General features: G+C 51.0%; 19 protein-coding genes and 1 pseudogene. 11 read left to right on the top strand and 9 right to left on the bottom strand.

Annotated features, from left to right (window positions below; all coding sequences use genetic code 11):
- Positions 1-125 precede the first annotated feature (125 nt).
- The 7 genes from H616_RS0108540 to H616_RS0108510 all read left to right on the top strand — a co-directional run bounded on the left by H616_RS0108540 (position 126) and on the right by H616_RS0108510 (position 7,049).
- Positions 126-1,310 carry an acyl-CoA dehydrogenase gene (locus H616_RS0108540; protein ID WP_027966995.1) on the top strand — a complete coding sequence of 395 codons (1,185 nt, stop codon included), beginning with the start codon at positions 126-128 and terminating at the stop codon, positions 1,308-1,310.
- A 140-nt stretch (positions 1,311-1,450) separates the two neighbouring features.
- A complete protein-coding gene (locus H616_RS0108535; protein ID WP_027966994.1) occupies positions 1,451-2,677 on the top strand; it encodes a CaiB/BaiF CoA transferase family protein in 1,227 nt (408 codons plus the stop codon).
- A gap of 657 nt (positions 2,678-3,334) precedes the next feature.
- Positions 3,335-4,255 carry a hypothetical protein gene (locus tag H616_RS0108530; RefSeq protein WP_027966993.1) on the top strand — a complete coding sequence of 307 codons (921 nt, stop codon included), beginning with the start codon at positions 3,335-3,337 and terminating at the stop codon, positions 4,253-4,255.
- Positions 4,256-4,352: 97 nt separating this feature from the next.
- Positions 4,353-5,231, top strand: coding sequence for a hypothetical protein (locus H616_RS0108525; RefSeq protein ID WP_027966992.1), 879 nt, complete (start codon positions 4,353-4,355; stop codon positions 5,229-5,231).
- Between the two features lie 89 nt (positions 5,232-5,320).
- Entirely contained in the window at positions 5,321-5,905 is a 585-nt protein-coding gene (locus H616_RS14535; RefSeq protein WP_051234110.1) for a hypothetical protein, read from the top strand.
- An 84-nt stretch (positions 5,906-5,989) separates the two neighbouring features.
- A complete protein-coding gene (locus H616_RS0108515) occupies positions 5,990-6,682 on the top strand; it encodes a methyltransferase domain-containing protein (RefSeq protein ID WP_027966991.1) in 693 nt (230 codons plus the stop codon).
- Between the two features lie 34 nt (positions 6,683-6,716).
- A complete protein-coding gene (locus tag H616_RS0108510; protein ID WP_027966990.1) occupies positions 6,717-7,049 on the top strand; it encodes a hypothetical protein in 333 nt (110 codons plus the stop codon).
- Positions 7,050-7,514: 465 nt separating this feature from the next.
- Here the strand turns inward: H616_RS0108510 and msrQ are convergent, their stop codons facing one another.
- From msrQ to H616_RS0108480, 5 genes are all read right to left on the bottom strand, one after another.
- Complete coding sequence (gene msrQ / locus H616_RS0108500) at positions 7,515-8,132, bottom strand: protein-methionine-sulfoxide reductase heme-binding subunit MsrQ (RefSeq protein ID WP_027966989.1); 618 nt, start codon at positions 8,130-8,132, stop codon at positions 7,515-7,517.
- Complete coding sequence (msrP, locus tag H616_RS0108495) at positions 8,132-9,148, bottom strand: protein-methionine-sulfoxide reductase catalytic subunit MsrP (protein ID WP_027966988.1); 1,017 nt, start codon at positions 9,146-9,148, stop codon at positions 8,132-8,134. Before msrP ends, msrQ begins: the two co-directional genes overlap by 1 nt.
- A gap of 85 nt (positions 9,149-9,233) precedes the next feature.
- Entirely contained in the window at positions 9,234-10,733 is a 1,500-nt protein-coding gene (locus tag H616_RS0108490) for a sensor histidine kinase (protein WP_027966987.1), read from the bottom strand.
- 3 nt (positions 10,734-10,736) lie between these two features.
- On the bottom strand, positions 10,737-11,438 hold the full coding sequence (locus H616_RS0108485) for a response regulator transcription factor (protein WP_027966986.1): 702 nt from the start codon (positions 11,436-11,438) through the stop codon (positions 10,737-10,739).
- Between the two features lie 61 nt (positions 11,439-11,499).
- A complete protein-coding gene (locus H616_RS0108480) occupies positions 11,500-11,787 on the bottom strand; it encodes a hypothetical protein (RefSeq protein ID WP_027966985.1) in 288 nt (95 codons plus the stop codon).
- 459 nt (positions 11,788-12,246) lie between these two features.
- Here H616_RS0108480 and H616_RS0108475 point away from each other — a divergent pair, with 459 nt between their 5' ends.
- Positions 12,247-13,194, top strand: a complete 948-nt coding sequence (locus H616_RS0108475) for a pirin family protein (protein ID WP_027966984.1) — start codon at positions 12,247-12,249, stop codon at positions 13,192-13,194.
- 102 nt (positions 13,195-13,296) lie between these two features.
- On the opposite strand, the gene H616_RS0108470 is transcribed toward H616_RS0108475, so the two are convergent.
- Entirely contained in the window at positions 13,297-14,178 is an 882-nt protein-coding gene (locus H616_RS0108470) for a pirin family protein (protein WP_027966983.1), read from the bottom strand.
- A 247-nt stretch (positions 14,179-14,425) separates the two neighbouring features.
- Here H616_RS0108470 and H616_RS0108465 point away from each other — a divergent pair, with 247 nt between their 5' ends.
- Positions 14,426-16,201 (top strand): mechanosensitive ion channel family protein, encoded by a 1,776-nt coding sequence (locus tag H616_RS0108465; protein ID WP_084155815.1) that lies wholly within the window; start codon positions 14,426-14,428, stop codon positions 16,199-16,201.
- A 174-nt stretch (positions 16,202-16,375) separates the two neighbouring features.
- On the opposite strand, the gene H616_RS14530 is transcribed toward H616_RS0108465, so the two are convergent.
- Both H616_RS14530 and H616_RS14525 read right to left on the bottom strand, forming a co-directional pair.
- On the bottom strand, positions 16,376-16,828 hold the full coding sequence (locus H616_RS14530) for an MFS transporter (RefSeq protein ID WP_027966981.1): 453 nt from the start codon (positions 16,826-16,828) through the stop codon (positions 16,376-16,378).
- A 53-nt stretch (positions 16,829-16,881) separates the two neighbouring features.
- Positions 16,882-17,153 (bottom strand): annotated as a pseudogene (locus H616_RS14525) (transposase); the annotation flags it as partial.
- 334 nt (positions 17,154-17,487) lie between these two features.
- Between H616_RS14525 and H616_RS0108445 the strand changes: the two are divergent.
- Positions 17,488-18,174 (top strand): hypothetical protein, encoded by a 687-nt coding sequence (locus tag H616_RS0108445; RefSeq protein WP_156906435.1) that lies wholly within the window; start codon positions 17,488-17,490, stop codon positions 18,172-18,174.
- Positions 18,175-18,471: 297 nt separating this feature from the next.
- On the top strand, positions 18,472-19,605 hold the full coding sequence (locus tag H616_RS0108440; protein ID WP_027966978.1) for a Fic family protein: 1,134 nt from the start codon (positions 18,472-18,474) through the stop codon (positions 19,603-19,605).
- Positions 19,606-19,995: 390 nt separating this feature from the next.
- Here the strand turns inward: H616_RS0108440 and H616_RS0108430 are convergent, their stop codons facing one another.
- On the bottom strand, positions 19,996-20,292 hold the full coding sequence (locus tag H616_RS0108430; RefSeq protein WP_027966976.1) for a DUF1330 domain-containing protein: 297 nt from the start codon (positions 20,290-20,292) through the stop codon (positions 19,996-19,998).
- Positions 20,293-20,356 lie beyond the last annotated feature (64 nt).

Here is a 20,356-nt window from a genome sequence, read left to right as displayed (position 1 = left end):
AAAAAAAACACGCTCCGACATCGTTGTCTGGGCGTGTTTTTTTGATGAATAAGGCTGGTACATCACCTTTATTTAGTCTACATTCGATAAGAATGTAGAAATTAATGCCATGGAGACAACTGACGATGAGCCAGATTACCCCCGTTACCTGGGAAGACCCTTTCCGCCTGATCGACCAGCTCGATGAAGATGAGCGCATGGTTTACCAGACAGCTCACGATTATTGCCAAGAGCAATTGATGCCTCGTGTGCTTGAAGCGAACCGCCATGAGCATTTTGATCGTGAGATCATGAATGAAATGGGCGAACTTGGCCTGCTAGGAGCCACTATTGATGGCTATGGCTGCGCCGGTATGAATTATGTCAGCTATGGGTTGATTGCCCGTGAGGTTGAACGGGTCGATTCTGGTTATCGCAGCGCCATGAGTGTTCAGTCTAGCCTGGTGATGTACCCCATACATGCGTTTGGTAGTGAGGCCCAGAAAGATAAGTACCTACCAAAGCTGGCGACGGGTGAGTGGGTGGGCGCCTTCGGCCTGACCGAGCCTGACCATGGTTCTGATCCCGGTGGAATGAGCACACGAGCCACCCGCACTGATAGCGGCTGGCGCATCAACGGCACGAAAACATGGATTACTAACTCTCCAATAGCAGATGTATTTGTTATCTGGGCCAAAGATGATGAAGGCGTCATCCGCGGCTTTATCCTTGAAAAGGGCATGAACGGGTTAAGCGCGCCTAAGATCGAAGGTAAGTTCAGTTTGCGTGCGTCTATTACCGGCCAGATTGCCATGCAGGATGTTGAGGTTTCTGACGAGCAACGTTTGCCTGAAGTCACCGGCCTGAAGGGGCCTTTCTCGTGCCTGAACCGAGCGCGTTACGGTATTGCGTGGGGTTCCATGGGCGCTGCTGAAGCCTGCTGGCATGCTGCTCGTGACTATACGCTGGATCGTAAGCAGTTTGGTCGCCCTTTGGCCGCCAATCAGCTGATTCAGAAAAAGCTGGCCGATATGCAAACGGAAATTGCGTTAGGACTGCAGGCCACTTTGCGCGTAGGTCGCATGATTGATGCTGGTCAGTTAGTGCCGGAAGCGATTTCTCTGATCAAGCGTAATAACTGTGGCAAGGCGCTGGATATTGCTCGCGTTGCGCGCGATATGCATGGCGGTAACGGTATTGCTGATGAATATCATGTTATTCGTCATGTTATGAATCTTGAGGCCGTAAATACCTACGAAGGCACACATGACGTACATGCGCTGATTCTGGGCCGTGCCCAGACGGGGATTCAGGCTTTTAGCTGCCCATGAGCGTTTAAGCGTAAGCCATCAGGCGACCTGGCTTGGCGGTGAGGTGTATGCAAGAGCTGGAGCAAGGTATATACACCTTGCTCTGTGCTATTAGGCCATAAACAGGTACCGCGCAACCATCGAAGGCAAGGAGACTGTGGATGAAAGGCCCGCTAGAAGGCATTGTGGTGCTCGACATGTCACGCGTATTGGCTGGCCCTTGGTCGGGTCAGTTACTGGCTGACCTTGGCGCGCGGGTAATTAAGATTGAGCACCCAGAGCGCGGTGATGACACTCGCAGCTGGGGCCCCCCTTGGCTCGGTGAAGGTGAAGATGACGCTGTGGCGTCTAGTGATCCTGATCGCTTGGCGGCTTACTACCTGTGTGCTAATCGTGGCAAGCAATCGCTTGGTGTGGATATAGCGACACCGGAAGGGCAACAATTGATTCAACGCTTGGCCGCTGGCGCCGATATCATGCTTGAAAACTTCAAGGTGGGCGGGCTGGCACGTTATGGGCTGGACGCTGAGACTCTGCGTGCAGAGAACCCTGCGCTGGTGGTGTGTTCGATTACCGGCTTCGGCCAGGATGGGCCCTGGTCGCACCGCCCAGGCTACGACTTTATGGTTCAGGCATTGGGCGGGCTGATGAGCCTCACCGGTGAGCCTGATGGTATGCCGATGAAAACAGGCGTGGCGATCACCGATGTTATGACTGGGCTATATGCAACGGTTGGTGTATTGGGAGCGCTGCATGAGCGAGCTCAGACTGGCCAGGGGCGCCACGTTGATGTGGCGTTGATGGATGTTCAGTTAGCGACATTGGCGAACCAGGCGCTGAATGCGTTAGTGTCTGGCGAAAACCCACAGCGGCTGGGCAATGCTCATCCTAACATCGTGCCTTATGAAGCCTTTGCCTGTGCAGACGGTTATCTGGTTCTGACCGTAGGAAACGACGCGCAGTTTTCACGGTTAGCGGCATTACTTGGGCATCCAGAGTGGGCTGAAGACCCCGCCTTTATTACGAATGCGGCTCGGGTCGGTAATCGTGATAGTTTGGTGAGCCATATCAACTCGGTGCTTAAGACCCGTGATCGTGATGAATGGCTGGCGGAGTTTGAAGCGCGGGGTATCCCGGCAGGGCCGATTAATGGTGTTAGTGAAGCGTTTGCTAATCCGCAGGCGCAGCATCGCCAAATGCACTGCACCTTGAAAAATGGCACCAGAGAAATTCCTCAAGTAGCGAACCCGCTGCGCTTTGACGGCGTTAGTGCCACCAGCACGGTTGCACCGCCAACGTTAGGGCAAGACAGTGATCGTGTATTGGCAAGCATGGGGGTGAGCGAAGAGGATATTGCCAGATTACGTAGCGAGGGAATTATTCGCTGACAGAGTGATCGCGTAAAGCAGTGGCCACTATTTCTGGGTAAGCTCACTTGTTTATGAGGCAAAACTCATAAGGAAAAACGACAGGAAAGCGTTGTGGGCGCTTGGTGCGTAAGAACTCACCGATCTCCCCCAAGGGCTGCTCAAGAACCTGGCGATAAAGGAAGACGATAGGGAAAGACGATAGGGGAAGACGATAGCATTCAGCGCCTGGTGCTGAGTGGCAGCCGCCACCTGTCACTCTACCGTAAGGTGCTCCAGAAAAACACGCGTCTCGGAAGCACCCATGCTGGCTGGGTGGCGCACCATGAAAGCGAATGAAGCCGCGTATCCAAGCAGTAAGTTTTCTTGGTACGCGGGCTGTAGCGCGTCACCCGCATGGCAGCCTTGACACAATCTATAAGCTTTGGTGGCTTAGTCTGCGTATCCATACGACAGCTTCTTTTTTGTATATCTATACAGTATTATTGATTCCGGCAAAACGCGCAAGCGCGCGAATTCTGGATAGGTGGCCAAACTATATTTAGGTGCTTTAAAAATCAATGAGCTGGAGGAAATGACGCGCGTCGGATAATATTATTGAACGCGCAAGGTTGTTCATCCAATATCAGGACGCGCAGTCCAATCACTGTTATATCACCTTAGGAAATGGAGTGGCGCGTGAAGTTCAAATTCGATATTAAAGCTAATGCAATTGATAGTTTTAATGAAGCCCTTACCAAATATGAACAAGGACAAGGTGGTGATTTAAAGGCGTTTAAATTTTCCATAACACACTTGGCTCATAGTATAGAGTTAGTGCTCAAGATGTACTTGCAATCACTAGATGATAATTTAGTTTTTACTAAGTGCTATAAAGAAGTTTTGAAGCGCTCCAAAACGGATGAAACAGACCTTTTGTCATCATTCAATGCCCTTGAAAGTGAAGGCTACGATTTTGGAAAATTAATACAGGGTTATGCATCTCCCCATACGGTTACGGTCGAACAAGCCTTGTCAATTGCTAAGTGTGAAGTATGCAGAGTAACGGGCAATCATTTTGTAGATCAGGATTTCATAGACGACATTAATTGGATGAAGGGTCTAAGAAATTCGATTGAGCATTTTGAATTCGAATTTACTGCTAAAGAAGTCCGACTCTGTGTCGGCAGATTAGTTAGAGGTTTAGCGGAGTTTACAGATATATTTTCCCTTTTCGATTTGGATGAAGAAGTGGGTGAAGACCGCATTCATACCTTCAAAGTACTAGCGGATGAATACGAACACGCCCTTTCGGAAGCAAACATTTCGGTCTCAGAGCAAAAGCACCTGCTATTTGCTGGAGTTAGGCAAAAACATCAGACGTTTATTGAGTGGAACGTCTATACGTGCCCGAGTTGCGGGAATGACACCATGATACCGAATGATGATTCATCTACGGGCTATAGATGTACGCTAGAGGGTTGTGAAAATGAGGATTCAGAGGACATTGAAGTGGATTGTGATATTTGTGGTACACCATGGCCTAATGGTGAAATGACTTCATGGGAAGATACATATTCCTATGTATGTCCAAGGTGTGAGAATCCCGAGGCATGGTGATATAACAAGCCACTGCACGCGGAAATTTTACTCGCTTTGCTCCTAAAATTCCGGTGAGTGGGGCGTTAGGCGTCAGTAAAGAAAGGTGGTTCATAACGTGTCGTACGAAAGAAGGATCATTGGGTTCATTGATATATTAGGGTTCGGTCAGCTTGTCTTTGATAGCGAACATGACTCAGAAAAGTTCAACTTAATTTCAGGTGTCTTAGATAAGATAAACAATGTAAACGATATCTACGGTTCTCCCGAGGAATTCTTTGCGCATTCAAATTACGCTTACCTTTCGGCTGAACGTAAAGCTGAGCTGGATAGTTTCTACGAGTCAATGAAACGAGAAGCGCAACCTAAACGGGTTAGGATCACAACGTTTTCAGATTCGATCGTGTTTTCCTGTCCTGCTGACTCAGACGGCTTGATCAACTTCAGATATTTTCTAATCAAGCTATTGGTTAATACTAGCTCGTTTAATCTGTTACTCCGGGGTGGTATTACTTGTGGAAATTTAGTTCACACAGAACAAATAGTATTTGGGCCGGCGATGAATAATGCCTATAATCTTGAAAGCAAGGTGGCGAAGCAACCTCGAATAGCCATAGATGAGAAATTTGAAGAATTTATTTCTGAGCGTAGTAGTGATTCAGCTGCCAGCCTAATCAGAAAAGAGATCATTCGGGACAAAGATGACGCGGTCGCGTACTTTGATAGCCTATGCTTGGCCACAAACAAAGTAGCGCAGAACATGTGTGGAGCAAATGCACATGAGATATTGCTGAACGAGAAAGCTACTATTGAGCATCTACTAAGCGAGGCTCCAGAAGATCCGAATATTCGTTCCAAGCTTGCATGGTATGCCAATTATTTTAACGAGTTTCTTGAGCGAACTCTTGAGGTAGAGGTAGTGGTCTCTCACATTCAAGGCATGCCTCTGGAAACTATTGGAATACCTGTTTCGGATCTTAAAGTTGAAATCGCCTAACAAAGCGCTGTTGTCGGACAAACATTCCGCTGCGCTTCATGTTTGCCGCAAAGCGCGGCGTTAGCCTCCGTCAGTATCGGGAAATTTAAGTGACTGATAAAAGTAATACTAAGAAAGTTAAGGTTGAAAGAAATATCTATGAACATGGGTATTTAGGTTCAATCGCATTAAATCAGCTTAAACAGGCTAAGGCTGAAGAAGATGGCCACCGCTTTAGGTGGATAATTCCATCAATGGCTTTTTCTGTCTTCCGCGTAGAGGCGCTATGCAATATTTACGGAGGGCAACTATTCCCGCATTGGACTCATTTTGAATCTACTTCGTTCATCGGAAAAATCGCGATGATATCTGAGTTTCTTAATATTGAAGTAGATTTCTCAGTGGAGCCATGGCAAACACTGAACAACATGAAACGTTTCCGAAACGCTCTAGCCCACGCAAAGCCCCAAAAGGTTTCAGAGGTTCACGTCGTGCCAGAGAGTCACCCTGAAAGGTTAGTGCCATTTCCCCGAGATAAGAAAACTATCATGTCATATTCATCAATAGAAAGTGCTGAGCGCTTCGAAGAGGTAGCAACTGAATTAGAAATGATGTGGATGCACGGCGCGAAGGTATCAGGGCATTCGGTTGATACGGTTGGCGCACCTACGTATGAAACTATAGAGCAAGGCTAACAAGTGGCTGTTGTCGGACGCACCTACGCTGGCGCTCTGGTGCGCCGCAAAGCCAAGCGTTAGCGGCTTGAAACGGATTGCTTTATGAACCCTTACAGTGATGACAAGATTGTCGATTCCTGGGAGAAGAATGCATCTCAGTGGTCTGCGGCTGTGCGAGGTGGTCACATCGAAAGCCGCAAGCTGATAACGAACAAAGCGATCGTCGAGGCTGTGTTGAGTCGTTCTCCGCAATCGGTTCTCGATATTGGGTGCGGAGAGGGGTGGCTCATCCGTGAACTTTCGTTACGAGTACCGCATTTAGTGGGGGTCGATGTAGTGCCGGATCTTATTGAGAAGGCCGAAAGCGCCGGCGGCGGAGATTTTCTGGTCGCATCTTACGAAGATATCGCAGGAGGTGCAGTTGAAGGGTCGTTCGACGTCGTTGTTTGTAATTTCTCGCTCCTTGGAAAGGACTCGGTAGAGGCGTTGTTTAAGGCTCTACCGGCAATGCTAAAAACGGACGGGGTTCTTATTGTTCAAACACCTCACCCGGTGGTCGCGAGCGACCAACCTTACATCGACGGTTGGCGGGAGGGCTCTTGGGCTGGATTTGGCTCAGACTTTATTGACCCGGCCCCTTGGTACTTCAGAACGCTCGAAAGCTGGGTGGCCCTGTTTGCAGGCAATGGGTTTAGATTATTGGAGATGCGTGAGCCTATTCACCCCAAGACTCATAAGCCTGCGTCCGTCATTTTCACCGGCGCTAACAAGGCAGTGCACGCGACAAGCGCGTGATTTTGGCGTTAGGCAATCAAGGAGGATAAGTTACGTGATCACTGATCGAGAAGCTGAACTGGCTGAGCGACTAATCAGCCTACATGACGGAAGGAGCTATCGGGAACTCCAGGAAATGTCGGCACCGCCTAAAGACCCGAATGACGATGGGAAGATCACTGAAGACATGTATCTGGATATGTGTCGGGATATAGAGAATGACATGGGTGCGTTGGAAAGCATCGAGTTTATAGATTGCCTGCCGAGAAATGAGTCTAAGTTTACGTTGTGGAAGGTAAAATACAGCAAAAGTGATATCAAAGTGTTTTGGGCGGTTGGATTTGACTCGCAGACACTGAAAGTTCAAGAGGTGTTGGTTCAATGGTAAATGCATAACAAGGCCAGTCACGGCGACGTCTGCTTTACGGAGAATTTCATTGGCGCGCTTCAGTTCGGCGTTTTCATGCTCTAGCTGCTTGGGTCGTTTACGTTCAGACAGGTTAACCGAGCTGCTTTCCTGCGTGACTTCTATGTGTTTTCACCAGGCTCTCAAGGTCTCTGGTGTACAGCCGAACTTGCTGGGAATGGAACAGGTCGCTGCCCACTTGGACGGGTATTCGCCTTGCTGCTCAAAGGCTAATCGAACAGCTCGCTCCCAGACTTCTGGAGAATATCGTTTTGGTGAGTTCATGACTCCATGACTCCATCCTTTCAGGATATGGAGTCTTCGGTAAAGCCAGGGCGGTTCAGTTCTTTTTGTGCTGGAATCGCGTGTGCTCAAACAGCTGGTGGGCACTCGGGGCGGCTGACTGAGTGACGTGCGCGGTCAAATAACGATTGGGCCGTTGCTCCGCTAACAACGCCATAAATGGCGTAGTCTTGGCAGTGTGCGAGCGACGGGCGGTAGGCGGGTTGCCATGACTAGTGCAGCAATGGCGGCATACATGGCCCACTCTTGCATGTCGGCGCGCACTACCCAAAAGAAGTGCAGCAGTACCAGCCCTAAAATGATGTAGGCAAATTTGTGTAACGGCTTCCAGCGTTTACCTAAACGGCGCATCGACCATTTGTTAGAGGTCGCCCCTAATACGGCAAGGCCGATCAGTGCGATCATGCCAACAATGATGTAGGGCCGTTTGACCAGCTCGCTACCCAACAGTGCCCAGTTAAGCCCTAGAATAAACAGTGCGTAGCTGAGCATATGCAGGGTGGCGTAGGCGAGTGTCCATAGGCCAAGCTGACGGCGGATCAATGCAAAGCCTTTCCAACGGGTGAGCTTGGTGAGTGGCGTAAGGCTTAGCGTGAGCAGCAGCATCCATAGCCCGCCAATGCCAATGTTCAGCAGCAGGTAATTGCCTGGTTCGGGGCCTGCGGCGTTAATCGCTACCTGCCAGCCCCAGAACACCAGCGGCGCGAGAGCTGCTAGGAAAACGCTTAGCCGCCACAGTAACCATACCCGTGGCGCAGCCATTAGTAGTGCTTCCTTAAATCCATGCCGGCATATAACTCGGCGACCTCGTCGGCATAGCCGTTAAACATCTGGGTATCAATGGTATTAGAGTTGAACAGGCTGTTGGGAAGCCGCCGCTCGGTGGCTTGGCTCCAGCGTGGGTGGTCAACTTGTGGGTTAACGTTGGCGTAGAAGCCATACTCATCGGCGGCGATTCGTTGCCAGGAATTGACCGGCTGCTCTTCCACCAGTGAGATACGCACAATCGATTTAATGCTTTTGAAGCCATATTTCCAGGGCACCACCAGCCGCAAGGGTGCGCCATTTTGGTTGGGCAGTTCACGGCCATACATGCCCATGGCGAGCAGTGTTAGTGGGTTCATGGCCTCGTCTAGGCGTAAACCTTCCACGTAAGGCCAGTCGATTATCGAGAACGAGGAGCGCTGGCCAGGCATTTGCTCTGGGTCCACCAGGGTCTCAAAGCGCACGTACTTGGCGTTGCTGGTGGGGTCGGCACGCCGAATCACTTCCGCAAGGGGGATGCCAAGCCAGGGAATCACCATCGACCACGCCTCTACGCAACGCAGGCGGTAAATGCGCTCTTCAAACTGCGCAGGCTTAGCGAAGTCTTCTAGGGTAAAGCGCCCACCGTTATTCACTTCACCATCAACTACCACGCTCCAGGGCTGGGTTTCCAGGCTGCCTGCATGGCGGGCGGGGTCGCGTTTATCGGTGCCAAACTCAAAAAAGTTGTTGTAGCCGCTGGCATCGTCAAAAGGGGCGATTTTATCGTTGTCAGGGTCGCTGGGGGTGATGGCTCGCCATTGGGTGTCGCTGATTTTTTCCCTTAGCCAGGCAGGAGCATCGCCTTCCGGCACATCAGAATAATCTTCGTTGGCGCGGACGTGGCCGGAGAGGGCAAGCCCCGCGCATAAGCCCGCCATACCGCCCATAAAGCGCCGCCGGGAGAGGTAAATAGATTCCGGTGTTACATCGGATTCGTGTAAATCACTCGGTTTGGCGATCTTTATAAGCATGTGGTGTCTCCACTCGCTATGGGGAAAGGGGATGACTACTACAACCAGTTTGCATGAGAGTTATCACAACCAACTCTCTAGGTTATTACGTATTTATAACGTTGGCGGGCGAGGGGGCGGTGGGTAACCGTATGCAGAACGATGCCCCGCCACTGGCTAGGTTTTCGACACCGATATCACCGCTCTGAAGCGTCATGATTCTGCGCGCAATAGCCAGCCCCAGCCCAGCATGGCCAGCGCCACTAGAGGTTTCGCCACGATAAAACGGGTCAAAGATATGCGGCAGATCCTGTTCTGCAATGCCTGGGCCGCTGTCTTGTATGCAAACCTGTGGTTCTCCATTCGTTTGACTAAGCACAACGTCGATTTGGCCGCCAGCGGGGCTGTAGGCAATGGCGTTGCTGATTAAGTTGTCCAGCACACGTTCGGTCATCGCTAGGTCGGCGTACGCGGTTGGTAATGCTGGGTTGCCACTTAACGTTAGTGCCAAGTGGTTGTCGCGTGCAGTTTGGTTGTGCTTCTGCACCACGTCATGAACCAGCTCCGCTAGCGGGAAGGGTTCTGGCACTGGCTGTTTCTCTCTTGCCTCAAGTGCGGCAAGCTCGAAGAGCTCATCCACTAATCGGCTTAAGCGACGGCCTTCTTTGAGGGCAATATCGAGAAAGCGATCTTGTTCTTGGGGACTGAGACGATCACGCCTTAATTTCAGGCTTTCGATATAGCCTTGCATGGAGGCTAGCGGGGTGCGTAGGTCGTGGGATACCTGGGCGATCAAACGACGGCGCTGGGCATCTTTTTCTGTCAGTTGTTCGATCTGGGTGGCAATTCGGCGAGCCATGTCGTCGAAGGTAGCGTCCAGATAGTCGATCTCGTCACGCACCACGGGCTGTTTGTCGTGCCATTTGTTGTCGAGTTGGGGCTGGCTCATGTCGCTGTTTTCGAACGCTTCTACTCGGCGTGTTAATGATCTCAGGCGGCGAGTCAGTAGGCGGAAAATCGTCAGCCCTGCGAGCATCGCCACGGTTAGGCTGACTAGCAACGCCCAGGCGCTCATTTCCAGTAGTTTGCCACCACGGGCCATGGTTTCCGCCGTGTCGTACTCTTCACCCCGTAATACCACATAGAGATATCCTTCGGGGTTGTCTGCTGTTGGCACTGGGGTAACGGAAAAGACTTTCTGCCGATCGTGACTTCTGGGGTCATCGCCGAGTATCGGATAAAGGCTCGTGTCATCCATCAGCCTCTGTATGGGGGCCATCGAGACTTGCTTGCGTTTAATCTTCGCTGGATCTGCTGAATAAGACAGAATGGTGCCATCCAGCCCTAACAGGTAGATCTCGATACTGGGATTAATGGCCATGTAGAGTGCGAACAGTTCTTCCAAGGCGCTACTATCGAGTTGCCCGTTGCTGACCAGGTTTCTGTCTGACACGAGATTTTTGGCCAGATTCTGGTGTAACGCCTGATTGACCGAAGCGTTGTATTCACGCAGCGAATAGAGGTTGATGAAGGTATATAGCAGGCCGACGACGAGCAATAACAGAAACAAGCCTAAGGCTAGCCGAGTATAGAGTGTTTTCAGCATAACTTATTCGCGGAAGCGATAGCCCACCCCCCAAACGGTTTGGATAAACACCGGGTTAGCGGGGTCTGCTTCGATCTTGCCCCGTAAGCGGTTGATATGGGTATTGACGGTATGCTCGTAACCTTCGTGGCTGTAGCCCCACACCGTGTCGAGCAGTTGGATACGGCTGAATACCCGACCTGGGTGGCTGGCAAAGTGCCATAGCAGGTCAAATTCTCGGGCGGTGAGTTCGACAGGCTGATCTTTTATAAACACCCGCCGACGCAGCGGATCAATGCGCAGCCCGTCGGTGATTAATTCTTGCTGGCTGGGTTGCGTGACGGTGGCAGATGCCATGGCATCTACGCGTCGGAACAAGGCTTTCACCCTTGCCGATAGTTCAGCCACACTGAAAGGCTTGGTGAGGTAATCATCCGCTCCCATTTCTAGGCCTAGAACCCGGTCCAGCTCAGTGCTTTTAGCGGTTAGCATCAGTACCGGAACGTAACCTGGGCCGGAGCGGATTTCGCGGCAAATCGACAGCCCATCCAAGCCGGGAAGCATCAGGTCGAGAATCACTAGATCGATACCGCCTTCACGAAAACGTTCAAGCCCGGTATCACCCCGTTCACAAAGAACGGGGTTCATGCCAAGCTCGGCCACATGCATGCGGACGAGCTCACCGATACCCGGGTTGTCCTCAATAATCAGTACGTTTCGTGTCATAGGTATCCCAGCTTTTGAGTGCTCAGATTAATCGTGTGGCAGAAGCTTGTATGTCCTCGTCTTACATGTCCTCGTCTTGCATTTCCATGTCTTTCTCCATTTCCATGCCATCGTCAGACATGCTGTCATCATGCATATCTCCGTCCATAGAACCGTCCATCGCGTCGGACATATCATCCATCGCCATGTCACTTTTTTCCATTGACTCATGCTCCATTGACTCACTCTCCATAGACTGAGACATGTCGTCTTCCATCATGCCTTCTTCGGACATCATGTCATCGGCGTGGCTAGCCGTTGCCATTAGGCTAAATAAGCAGATAGCAGTGACTGTAGTCAGCTTGTTCATAGAGGTGTCTCCCCAAGAGTAAGCCTGCCGAACTGGCAGGTTCAAATCCTATCCTAGATGCTCAGCGTCACAGGTGAGTCACGGGGTGATAAAGAGTGTATCGCGCAAAGTTCACAAATGTGTCACGGGGGCTATTTCAATAAGTGTGCTTCAGCAAGGAGAGCGCCCATGGCCACTACACGCCGTAAACTCATTATTCTCTAACCATATCCCCGACTATCGCAACGTAATGAATAGCGACAGCATGTTGACAAAAAGCTCTGATAAGGTTTTCTGACAAGTAAATACGCTGTATTTTGACCAAAAATGAGTGAGTTTTCGGTGTTTTTAATACGTTTGAGCTATTTGCTAAAGTAAGTGATTGGCTAGACGGTAGCTTTGTAAAATAAATCGCTTTGTGAAACAGCAACTATCGATGATGCCATTGCTCCGTTGTCCATTATTTATGGAGAAACTCCTATGAGCTGGATGCCCGATATTGAGCCCAAATGTCCTTCCGCAGGTAACCTACACGATGTTGAAACACTGATCGTGCCTCGTGCACACGACCTGGGTGGCTTTGAAGTACGGCGTGCGCTTCCCGCACCCAGGCGTCAGATGGTGGGCCCGTTTATTTTTTTCGATCAGGTGGGGCCCGCTGAATTTCTTAGAGAGGATGGTATCGATGTTCGTCCTCATCCCCATATTGGACTTGCTACGATCACTTACTTGTACCAGGGAGAGTTCCAGCATCGTGACAGTCTGGGAACTAACCAGATGATTCATCCTGGGGCGGTTAATTGGATGGTTGCGGGTAATGGCGTGACCCATTCCGAGCGTACTAGCCCCGCTACACGCCAAAATAAGCACTCCCTTTTTGGTATTCAGACGTGGGTGGCTCTGCCTGAAGCATACGAAGATAACCCCGCCAGCTTTGCGCACCATGGGCAGGAGACATTGCCGCTGCTTAACGGTGAGGGTAAAGAGGTTCGCTTGATTCTTGGTACGGCATGGGGTGAGCAGGCGCCTGTACAGACCTTTTCGGAGATGTTCTATGCGGATGCAGTGCTCCAGCCCGGCGCTAAGCTTCCTTTGCCCGATGGCCACGAAGATCGTGGACTCTATGTAACGTCGGGTAGCGTTAGCATTGCAGGGGATATCTTCGATGCGGGACGAATGATGGTGTTCCGTCCGGGTGATCCCATCACCGTAACCGCGGGCGAAAGCGGAGCTCGGTTAATGCTGCTCGGCGGCGAAACGCTCAATGGCCCGCGCTATATCTCCTGGAACTTTGTGGCGTCTTCCCGAGAAAAGCTAGCGGCTGCTAAGCAGGCGTGGATGGAAGGTGACTTCGAGCATGGGCGATTTACATTGCCGCCGGGGGATGATGAAGAATTCATTCCCTTTCCAGGCCAGCAGCGTAATTAATTCGTGGTGGAAGGGCTGGCTATTTAAGCCAGCCCAGTTGTTACTTCAACAGTAGTTGCTTGAAAAGTTGCTTGAAAAGTTGCTGCTTAAATAGCGACGTCATTAGCTCGGCATGTGACCAAAGCGACCGTTGTTAAAGTCTTCTATCGCTTCAATGATGTCACGTTCGCTATTCATCACAAACGGCCCATGACCTACCACTGGCTCATTGAGCGGCTCGCCACTCAGCAGCAATAGGGTTGTGTCATTATTGGCTTCAAGCGTCAGCGCGTCACCCGCTCTGGAAAGCTCGGCTACTTGCGCGTCGCGCAGTAGCTCTTCGCCATTGATTTGAACCGTCCCTTTTAGCACGACCAGCAGAGTTGTCCATCCATCCGGCTGCGTCAGCGTGGTTGTCTTACCACCGTTTAGCCGCACATCCCATACGTTCATCGGCGAGAACGTCTGTGCTGGGCCCGCGTGAGTTTTATGGTTGCTATCTATATAGCTGCCGGCGACCACCCGGACGCTCCCAGCTTGATCAGGTAACGCTGCCACAGGAATCTGGGCATTAAAAATTGCCTGATAGCCTGGCGTGGCCATTTTGTCTTTGGCGGGTAAGTTTACCCACAGCTGCACCATTTCAAGCGTGCCGCCTTGTTCTGTAAACGCGGGCGAGTGAAACTCATCGTGCAGGATACCCGCACCCGCCGTCATCCACTGCACGTCGCCTGGGCCAATGACGCCGCCTTTGCCCGTTGAGTCGCGGTGCGCCACTTCTCCTTGGTAGACAATCGTGACGGTTTCAAACCCTCGGTGCGGGTGTGGCCCGACACCGCGTGGCCGCGTGGTGGGAGTAAAGTCGGCGGGCCCTGTATAGTCCAGTAATAAAAAGGGGCTCAACTGCTCGGAGTATGGGCCATAGGAGAAAAGCGAACGCGCCGGAAAACCGTCACCCACCCAGTGAGGGCGTGGAGCGCTGGTAACACCTACTAACTTTTTCATCGTTTCTCCTTAAAGAGTACGTTGCTGGTTAAGAAGGGTACGTGTTAAGTGGTGCATGTAATAGATAGTACAGCTGAGACTCAGTGTTGCAGTGTTGGCACACGAGATGCTTGCTGGATTGAAGAACGTCGTTTGTATTTTGCTCAACCACTGGCATGGATGCACTGTGTTCAGCGCAGGGCTGGCGGTTTTATTGCCAGTTAGTGGCTGGTTGCTTGGCTCACTTACTTTTAATGACAAGGTTGGTATGAAAAAAAACAGCTCGTGGCCTGTGTGGCCTGTGTGGCCTGTGTGGCCTGTGTGGCCTGTGTGGCCTGTGTGGGTCGTGCTGGTTGTCACTTTGGTGTTTTCCAGCGTTAGCACAGCGCAAACTCAAGGAGATGAGAGCGAAAATGAGCGGTGGTTCGCTATTGACTCGCTTAACACAGGGCTAGAAGAGGTGCCTGAAGAGGCGAAACGCATGTCGCCACGGGAAGCGGTCCGTAGCTTTTTAACGCTCACGGAAAGCGGAAATTACGCCTCAGCCGCGCATTTGCTTAATCTAAACGGTATTGATCCAGGCGAGCAGCAGGCGAAAGGAGCCGAGCTTGCGAGGCAGTTAGCGGAGGTGCTAAAGCGTGGTGAGTGGCTAAATGCCTCGAATTTGCCGGCTCGCCAGGACGCAACGATTGAAGACGCTTCTGGTCAGAACACGTTAGCGGGGTCGCCACGACGAAATATAGAGCTGGCAGCATTAAAAATAGAAGGACAGGCTTATGATGTTCGAATAGGGCGTTATCGAATCAGCGAAAAAGATCCTGTTTGGCTAGTCATGCCAGAGAGCGTGTCGTCTATTCCGGCTCTTTATGACGAGTACGGTCCTTCCATGCTGGAAAGCTATATTCCAGAGCGGTTGAAGTCATCGTTTGGCGTGCTAAAAATTTGGGAATGGTTAGCGATCCCGATTTTTTTAATCGCCATTGGTACGGTGGGGGTGGTTACTTACTACGTTGTTGGGCTAGTGGCACGCATCCTGCCTTCTGGCGTGTCGACTATTTTTGCCGATCAAATTGGCGTGCCCATGGCGATGATTGTTATGTCGCTGGTAACACAGATATTGCTGGACTACGTTGTATCGTTTTCCGCTATTGCGACGACAACATTTCGCGTGTTGCTGATCTCAATTATGGCCTGGGGTGCTGGTACCATTGCACTACGCTTGATCGACACGATCATGCTGCGCATGACACGGCGCTTAGTCGGAGAAATTGACGATACCAAGCCTAAAGACAAGCGCCGTCTGTTAACCTCGCTGTATGCTTTGCGCCGCGTGATTATCTTAATCACGGTCATTGGTGTGTCGGTTTATGTGCTGGGGCAGATCCAGCTGTTTGAGTCTTTAGGCTTGTCGCTGTTGGCATCAGCTAGTGTGCTGACCGTACTGGTAGGTATTGCCGGCCAGGCGGTGTTAGGCAATATCCTCTCTTCTTTTCAGCTGTCGCTTGCCAAGCCGATACGAATTGGTGATTTGGTCATCTTTGAAGGGCAATGGTGCTATGTCGAAGGCATTTTTTATACCTTTATTCGGCTGCGCTCTTGGGATGAACGACGCGTCATTGTGCCGGTTACCTACTTTACGTCTAAGCCGTTTGAAAACCTTTCGGTGAAGAGTACGAAAATGTACCGCTTCTTAGAACTGACGCTGCATTTAAGCGCTGATATTTCTCAGGTGCGGGAGATGTTTTTAGCCTATGCCCAGGAAGAAGATAATGTCATTGAGCACCATAAACTGCTTTGTTACGTGACCAAGCAAACGGCCTACGCGCAAACGGTCACTTGCTATTTAATGACATCCGATCCTATGGCGGGCTGGACGGCCGAGATGAACATTCGCGAGAAAATGATGGCCTTTATCCGCGACAACCATCCAGAATGGTGGCCAAGAGAAATCATGGTTATCAGCCATGAGGATACTGCACGCGGAGAAGGGCAAGGCAAGCGCTCGCAGGACGCGGATAATTCTGCGGATAAACCGTCTGCGTAGAGGGCAACTAGGCAGCGGCAAGCGCCGCACTAGGTGGCAGCATGGAAACAAGAGCGTCAGTCACGCCAGGAATGTGATGGCCAACACCCTAAAGCTACGCCCATGACACCCGATCAGCTCAGGATTCGTGAGCTTGAAAAGCGCATCCGTGACATTGCGATGGAAAAAGACATCCTAAAAAAGGCTACCGCTCTTTGGCGTGGCTTTGGAGCACTTGTGCGCTAGCCGACCCAGACCAAGAGTGAGCGCAGCGAGCATACTGCATGCCAAGAGCAGAATATCGAGCCGCTGGCCCTGACCTGCTATGACCAGCCCTAGGCCGAGGAGCACATAGTAGAGCAGGCTCAGGATGGCACCTGCGGTGCCAAGCCGGTCTGCATAGCCCTGCAAAGCGCCAGCAAGGATATTCGGGATGGCAATGGCGTAGGCCAGCGCAATGACGGCCATGCCGAGCAGAAAGGCAGGGCTGAACGATAGCAAGCGTGTGAGTATCGCACCGACGGCCAGCAGCAGAACGCCAAGTTTGATCAGTTGCCCGGCGTCGCTACCTCGCCGCAACAGCCGCGAATTTATGAATGCGCCAAGCAGCGAGGCGGCACTCGGCTTCGCTAGCGACAGTGCCTTCATCGAGTTTTTTCGGCAGATGACAGGAGAGACCCCGCGACGTTACATTCACAGGGAAAGGCGTACTTCACTTCAGGCTCTTCGCAAAGTACACCGCGGCCTTTTTTGTGATAGCCAGCTCCTCATTGGCTTCGGCTAATTGTCGCTTCAGGCGAGCGTTTTCTTCTGCCAGCGTCCGCTCTCGCTCTGATGTATCTTGCTGTTGCTGAACCTTAGAGCGCCACTGATAAAGCTGACTCGAATGTAGCCCCAACTCACGAGCCGCTGCAGCAACGCCAATGCGGTCAGCAAGTGCTAGCGCTTCTTGCCGGTAAGCATCTGAGTAACGGGTATAGGATTTTTTTTTTCATTGATGTCGTCGATCTTGCCATGGCTCACCTCATTGCAGTGTATAACATTCTTGAGGTGTCCACTGTTACTGGGCAAGATCAGTCAGGCAGGCGAGGTGCTGGGCCGTGTAAGCGATTTCTTACACGTGCTGTCGGCATTGGCTTACATCAACGCGATAGAAAATTTGCCAAGCTGACAATGTCGCCTTGAAGCACGCGGGACGGACTCCGGCTCGTCAGAAGGATGCGGCATTAAAAACCCCCGGCCATGGAATGGCTAGGGGTTTTTGTTATATTGAGGCATATTTTGGATGTTACCTTAAGGCGAAATTTATGGACGAAACACCCCTCGGTAAAAAAGTTATTAAAGCTTCTGTTGTTTTATTTATCTACTTGCAATTTCTTTCTTTACTAGGTTTTCTTGCTTATTGGAACACGATTGGTGTAGACCCTTCTGGTTATTTTTCGATTCAAGATGTGCTTGTCGTTTCGACTAAGCAAAGCGTTCCTTTATTTGTAATACTTGCGTTTCTAGGTGTTGTTCTATTCCTTGTTGAAGAAAAAAGAGATTATTTTGAGGTTGGTAATAGTCTTTGGAAAGGTGTTTTATATCTATTGGGCATTTTTTTTCTTTTAGTTTTTTTAGCCAAAAGAATTCCTGCGGAATGGGACTCTATTTTCTCTGGACTGGTTGCGTCTATATGTTATTTTGCGAGATATGGCGTAGGTAATTTAATTAAGCCAATGAAACTGGATGATGTTTTTGGTTCTAGTAAGAAAGCTTTTATTTACGTTTCGATTGCGGCTACTGGTTTGGTTATGGCATATCCTGGAGCTATTTATGTCGCGCGTCTTGATATGAGTAAAATGGAAGAAATGGCGACGATATATCTGTTAAATGATAAATCTGAATATCATTTGATAGGTAAGATAGGAGACTACCATGTGGTTAATCTAGACAGTGAGAAAGTAATGGTGGTGCCCAATAATCGAATAGATAAGATCATTCATAAAAAATAAAATATTTTAGTAACACTTATTTCTTCATTGATGTCGTCGATCTTGCCATGGTTCACCTCATTGCAGTGTATTACATTCTTGAGGCGTCCATCGCTACTGGGCAAGATCATCCCTCTGTTTAGAAACGTATCTCGTGGTTCTTACAGCATTCATATAGTCAGTTGTAAACATCGACTCGAAGCGATTCGCCTCTGGCCTGGATTATTGAGTTCCAAAAACCCTTTTCGCTAGCCCTTGAGCCGAATACACATCATAATCGGCTCATAATGTGATCTGAATAGATAGAGAGATCGGCTCATGTATCTCTGGGAACTACGATATTGGCCTCATTTTAAGTGGGATGAATCGACTCTTCGGCCTACGCTGGATGCTGTACGGCTGCTGCAGGGCCGCGTGCTGGGGAAAACTGAGGCTGCGCCTGGGCAGGCGGATCTGGATGTGGAGATGGATGCGTTGATCCAGAGTGCGATTCGTACCAGTGAAATCGAAGGTGAGCGCCTGGACGTTGGCTCTGTGAGGTCTTCCGTTGCCCGTCAGTTAGGTTTAGAGCAGGCCGGTGTCTCCGCCAGAAAAACACCGGAATCTGAGGCACTGGTTGAGCTGCTGCTGCAATCGACGCATCAGTTGGATGAATCGCTTTCCCGCCAACAGTTGTGTCTTTGGCAATCCATGCTGTTTGTGCAAGGCCCCGGTGTGCTTGGCAATGTACGTGTAGGCGAGCTGCGTGGTGATCACCCCATGCAGGTGGTATCGGGGCGGCTTGATCAACCTACCGTTCACTTTGAAGCGCCGCCACGTGGGCAGTTGGAAACTGAGCTGGATGCCTTCATTACTTGGTTCAATCAGCCGCCTCAGGGGCTTGATGGGCTGGTGCGCGCTGGCATAGCCCATCTATGGTTGATTACCTTGCATCCCTTTGATGATGGCAATGGGCGTGTTACCCGTGCGGTGACAGATCGCGCGCTTGCGCAGGCAGAGCGTCAGTCCGTTCGGTTCTATTCCTTGAGCGCGGCTATTATGGCGCGCCGTCGCGCTTACTATGATCATCTTGAAAGCGCTCAGAAAGGCAGCCTAGATATTACGCCGTGGTTGTTGTGGTTTCTGGACACTCTGAAAGAGGCGCTTGAGCAGGCGTTGTTAAGAATCGACCGTGTGCTAATGAAATCCACCTTCTGGCAGCGCCATGCCACTACCGTGCTGAACGAACGGCAAATCAAGGTGCTGAACCGCTTATTGGATACAGCAGGAGAGGAGTTTGCGCAGGGCATCAATGCTCGTAAATACCAATCGTTGGCCAACGTGAGTAAAGCCACCGCAACGCGGGATTTGGCTGAGCTGATGGAAAAAGGTTGCCTTGGCAAGCTACCCGGCGGTGGGCGCAGTACGCGCTATACGGTGTTACTTGGGCGAACAGAGGATTGCACTTTGTAGTAGCGATCTTTCCACTTAAGGCTTGATCGCCACTGCAAAAGAACGAATTAACTACCTCTGCTGTTTATACCGCGCTAATCCTATAAGCGCAGCCAATGTAATCGCTGCCATACCGCCGGTATAGGCGATAAGTGGCCAAGCGCTGCTTCCATCAAGTGCTATCACTGCCCCTGTGCCTATCACACCGACGATAAGGCTCTGAACGCAGAAGTGCAGGGCAACGGCAGTAGCGGTCATCTCGCTGAATTCATGAAGCGCACCGTTGGCTGTCACACCCTCTGGCCGATGGCAACAAACGCTGCGGCTCGTTTTTATTCTTGTGGTGCCTGCGCCGCAACGCCGCGTTACTGGCAAAGTTCCCCTCGCCGACGACCGCAGGGGCTGCTCCCATTAAGCCTCTTCTATTCCATCCACTAGAAAGGCGCGATAGTCGGCACCCTGGAAACGGTGCTTGCGGGCTTCCTGGTAGGCGGGGCTTTCGTACCAGGCGCGGGCGGCGGCCATGTCGGGAAAGCGTAGAATCACCGCACCTTCCATGGCGCTACCTTCTAGCACCTCAAAATCACCATAAAAGGCCAGCGGCTGTGGGTCGTGGCCTTCGCGGGCGGCTTTGGCTTTCTCGCTGTAGCGCTTCATTTCTTCGTTGTCGTGAGTATGCTCACAGGTTAGTACGATGTAGGCGGGCATTCGGCTCTCCTCGTTGGTGTTACATGCGCTGTGCAATCATACCTGTTGTTGCTTGGGCGCTGTC

This window comes from Halomonas halocynthiae DSM 14573 (genome assembly GCF_000425725.1).
GTDB classification, from domain to species: Bacteria; Pseudomonadota; Gammaproteobacteria; order Pseudomonadales; family Halomonadaceae; genus Halomonas; species Halomonas halocynthiae.
Note: the sequence above shows the minus strand (reverse complement) of the source record. Positions and strands in the feature narration are given on the sequence as shown.

What these genes read in the sequence shown, in the direction of transcription:
- H616_RS0108535 (WP_027966994.1), top strand. Translation starts at nt 1,451, where the DNA reads ATGAAAGGCCCGCTAGAAGGCATTGTGGTGCTCGACATGTCACGCGTA.
- H616_RS0108430 (WP_027966976.1), bottom strand. Translation starts at nt 20,292, where the DNA reads ATGCCCGCCTACATCGTACTAACCTGTGAGCATACTCACGACAACGAA.
- H616_RS0108480 (WP_027966985.1), bottom strand. Translation starts at nt 11,787, where the DNA reads ATGAACAAGCTGACTACAGTCACTGCTATCTGCTTATTTAGCCTAATG.
- H616_RS0108475 (WP_027966984.1), top strand. Translation starts at nt 12,247, where the DNA reads ATGAGCTGGATGCCCGATATTGAGCCCAAATGTCCTTCCGCAGGTAAC.
- H616_RS0108540 (WP_027966995.1), top strand. Translation starts at nt 126, where the DNA reads ATGAGCCAGATTACCCCCGTTACCTGGGAAGACCCTTTCCGCCTGATC.
- H616_RS0108440 (WP_027966978.1), top strand. Translation starts at nt 18,472, where the DNA reads ATGTATCTCTGGGAACTACGATATTGGCCTCATTTTAAGTGGGATGAA.
- H616_RS0108445 (WP_156906435.1), top strand. Translation starts at nt 17,488, where the DNA reads ATGGACGAAACACCCCTCGGTAAAAAAGTTATTAAAGCTTCTGTTGTT.
- H616_RS0108465 (WP_084155815.1), top strand. Translation starts at nt 14,426, where the DNA reads ATGAAAAAAAACAGCTCGTGGCCTGTGTGGCCTGTGTGGCCTGTGTGG.
- msrQ (WP_027966989.1), bottom strand. Translation starts at nt 8,132, where the DNA reads ATGGCTGCGCCACGGGTATGGTTACTGTGGCGGCTAAGCGTTTTCCTA.
- H616_RS0108485 (WP_027966986.1), bottom strand. Translation starts at nt 11,438, where the DNA reads ATGACACGAAACGTACTGATTATTGAGGACAACCCGGGTATCGGTGAG.
- H616_RS0108515 (WP_027966991.1), top strand. Translation starts at nt 5,990, where the DNA reads ATGAACCCTTACAGTGATGACAAGATTGTCGATTCCTGGGAGAAGAAT.
- msrP (WP_027966988.1), bottom strand. Translation starts at nt 9,148, where the DNA reads ATGCTTATAAAGATCGCCAAACCGAGTGATTTACACGAATCCGATGTA.
- H616_RS0108470 (WP_027966983.1), bottom strand. Translation starts at nt 14,178, where the DNA reads ATGAAAAAGTTAGTAGGTGTTACCAGCGCTCCACGCCCTCACTGGGTG.
- H616_RS0108490 (WP_027966987.1), bottom strand. Translation starts at nt 10,733, where the DNA reads ATGCTGAAAACACTCTATACTCGGCTAGCCTTAGGCTTGTTTCTGTTA.
- H616_RS14530 (WP_027966981.1), bottom strand. Translation starts at nt 16,828, where the DNA reads ATGAAGGCACTGTCGCTAGCGAAGCCGAGTGCCGCCTCGCTGCTTGGC.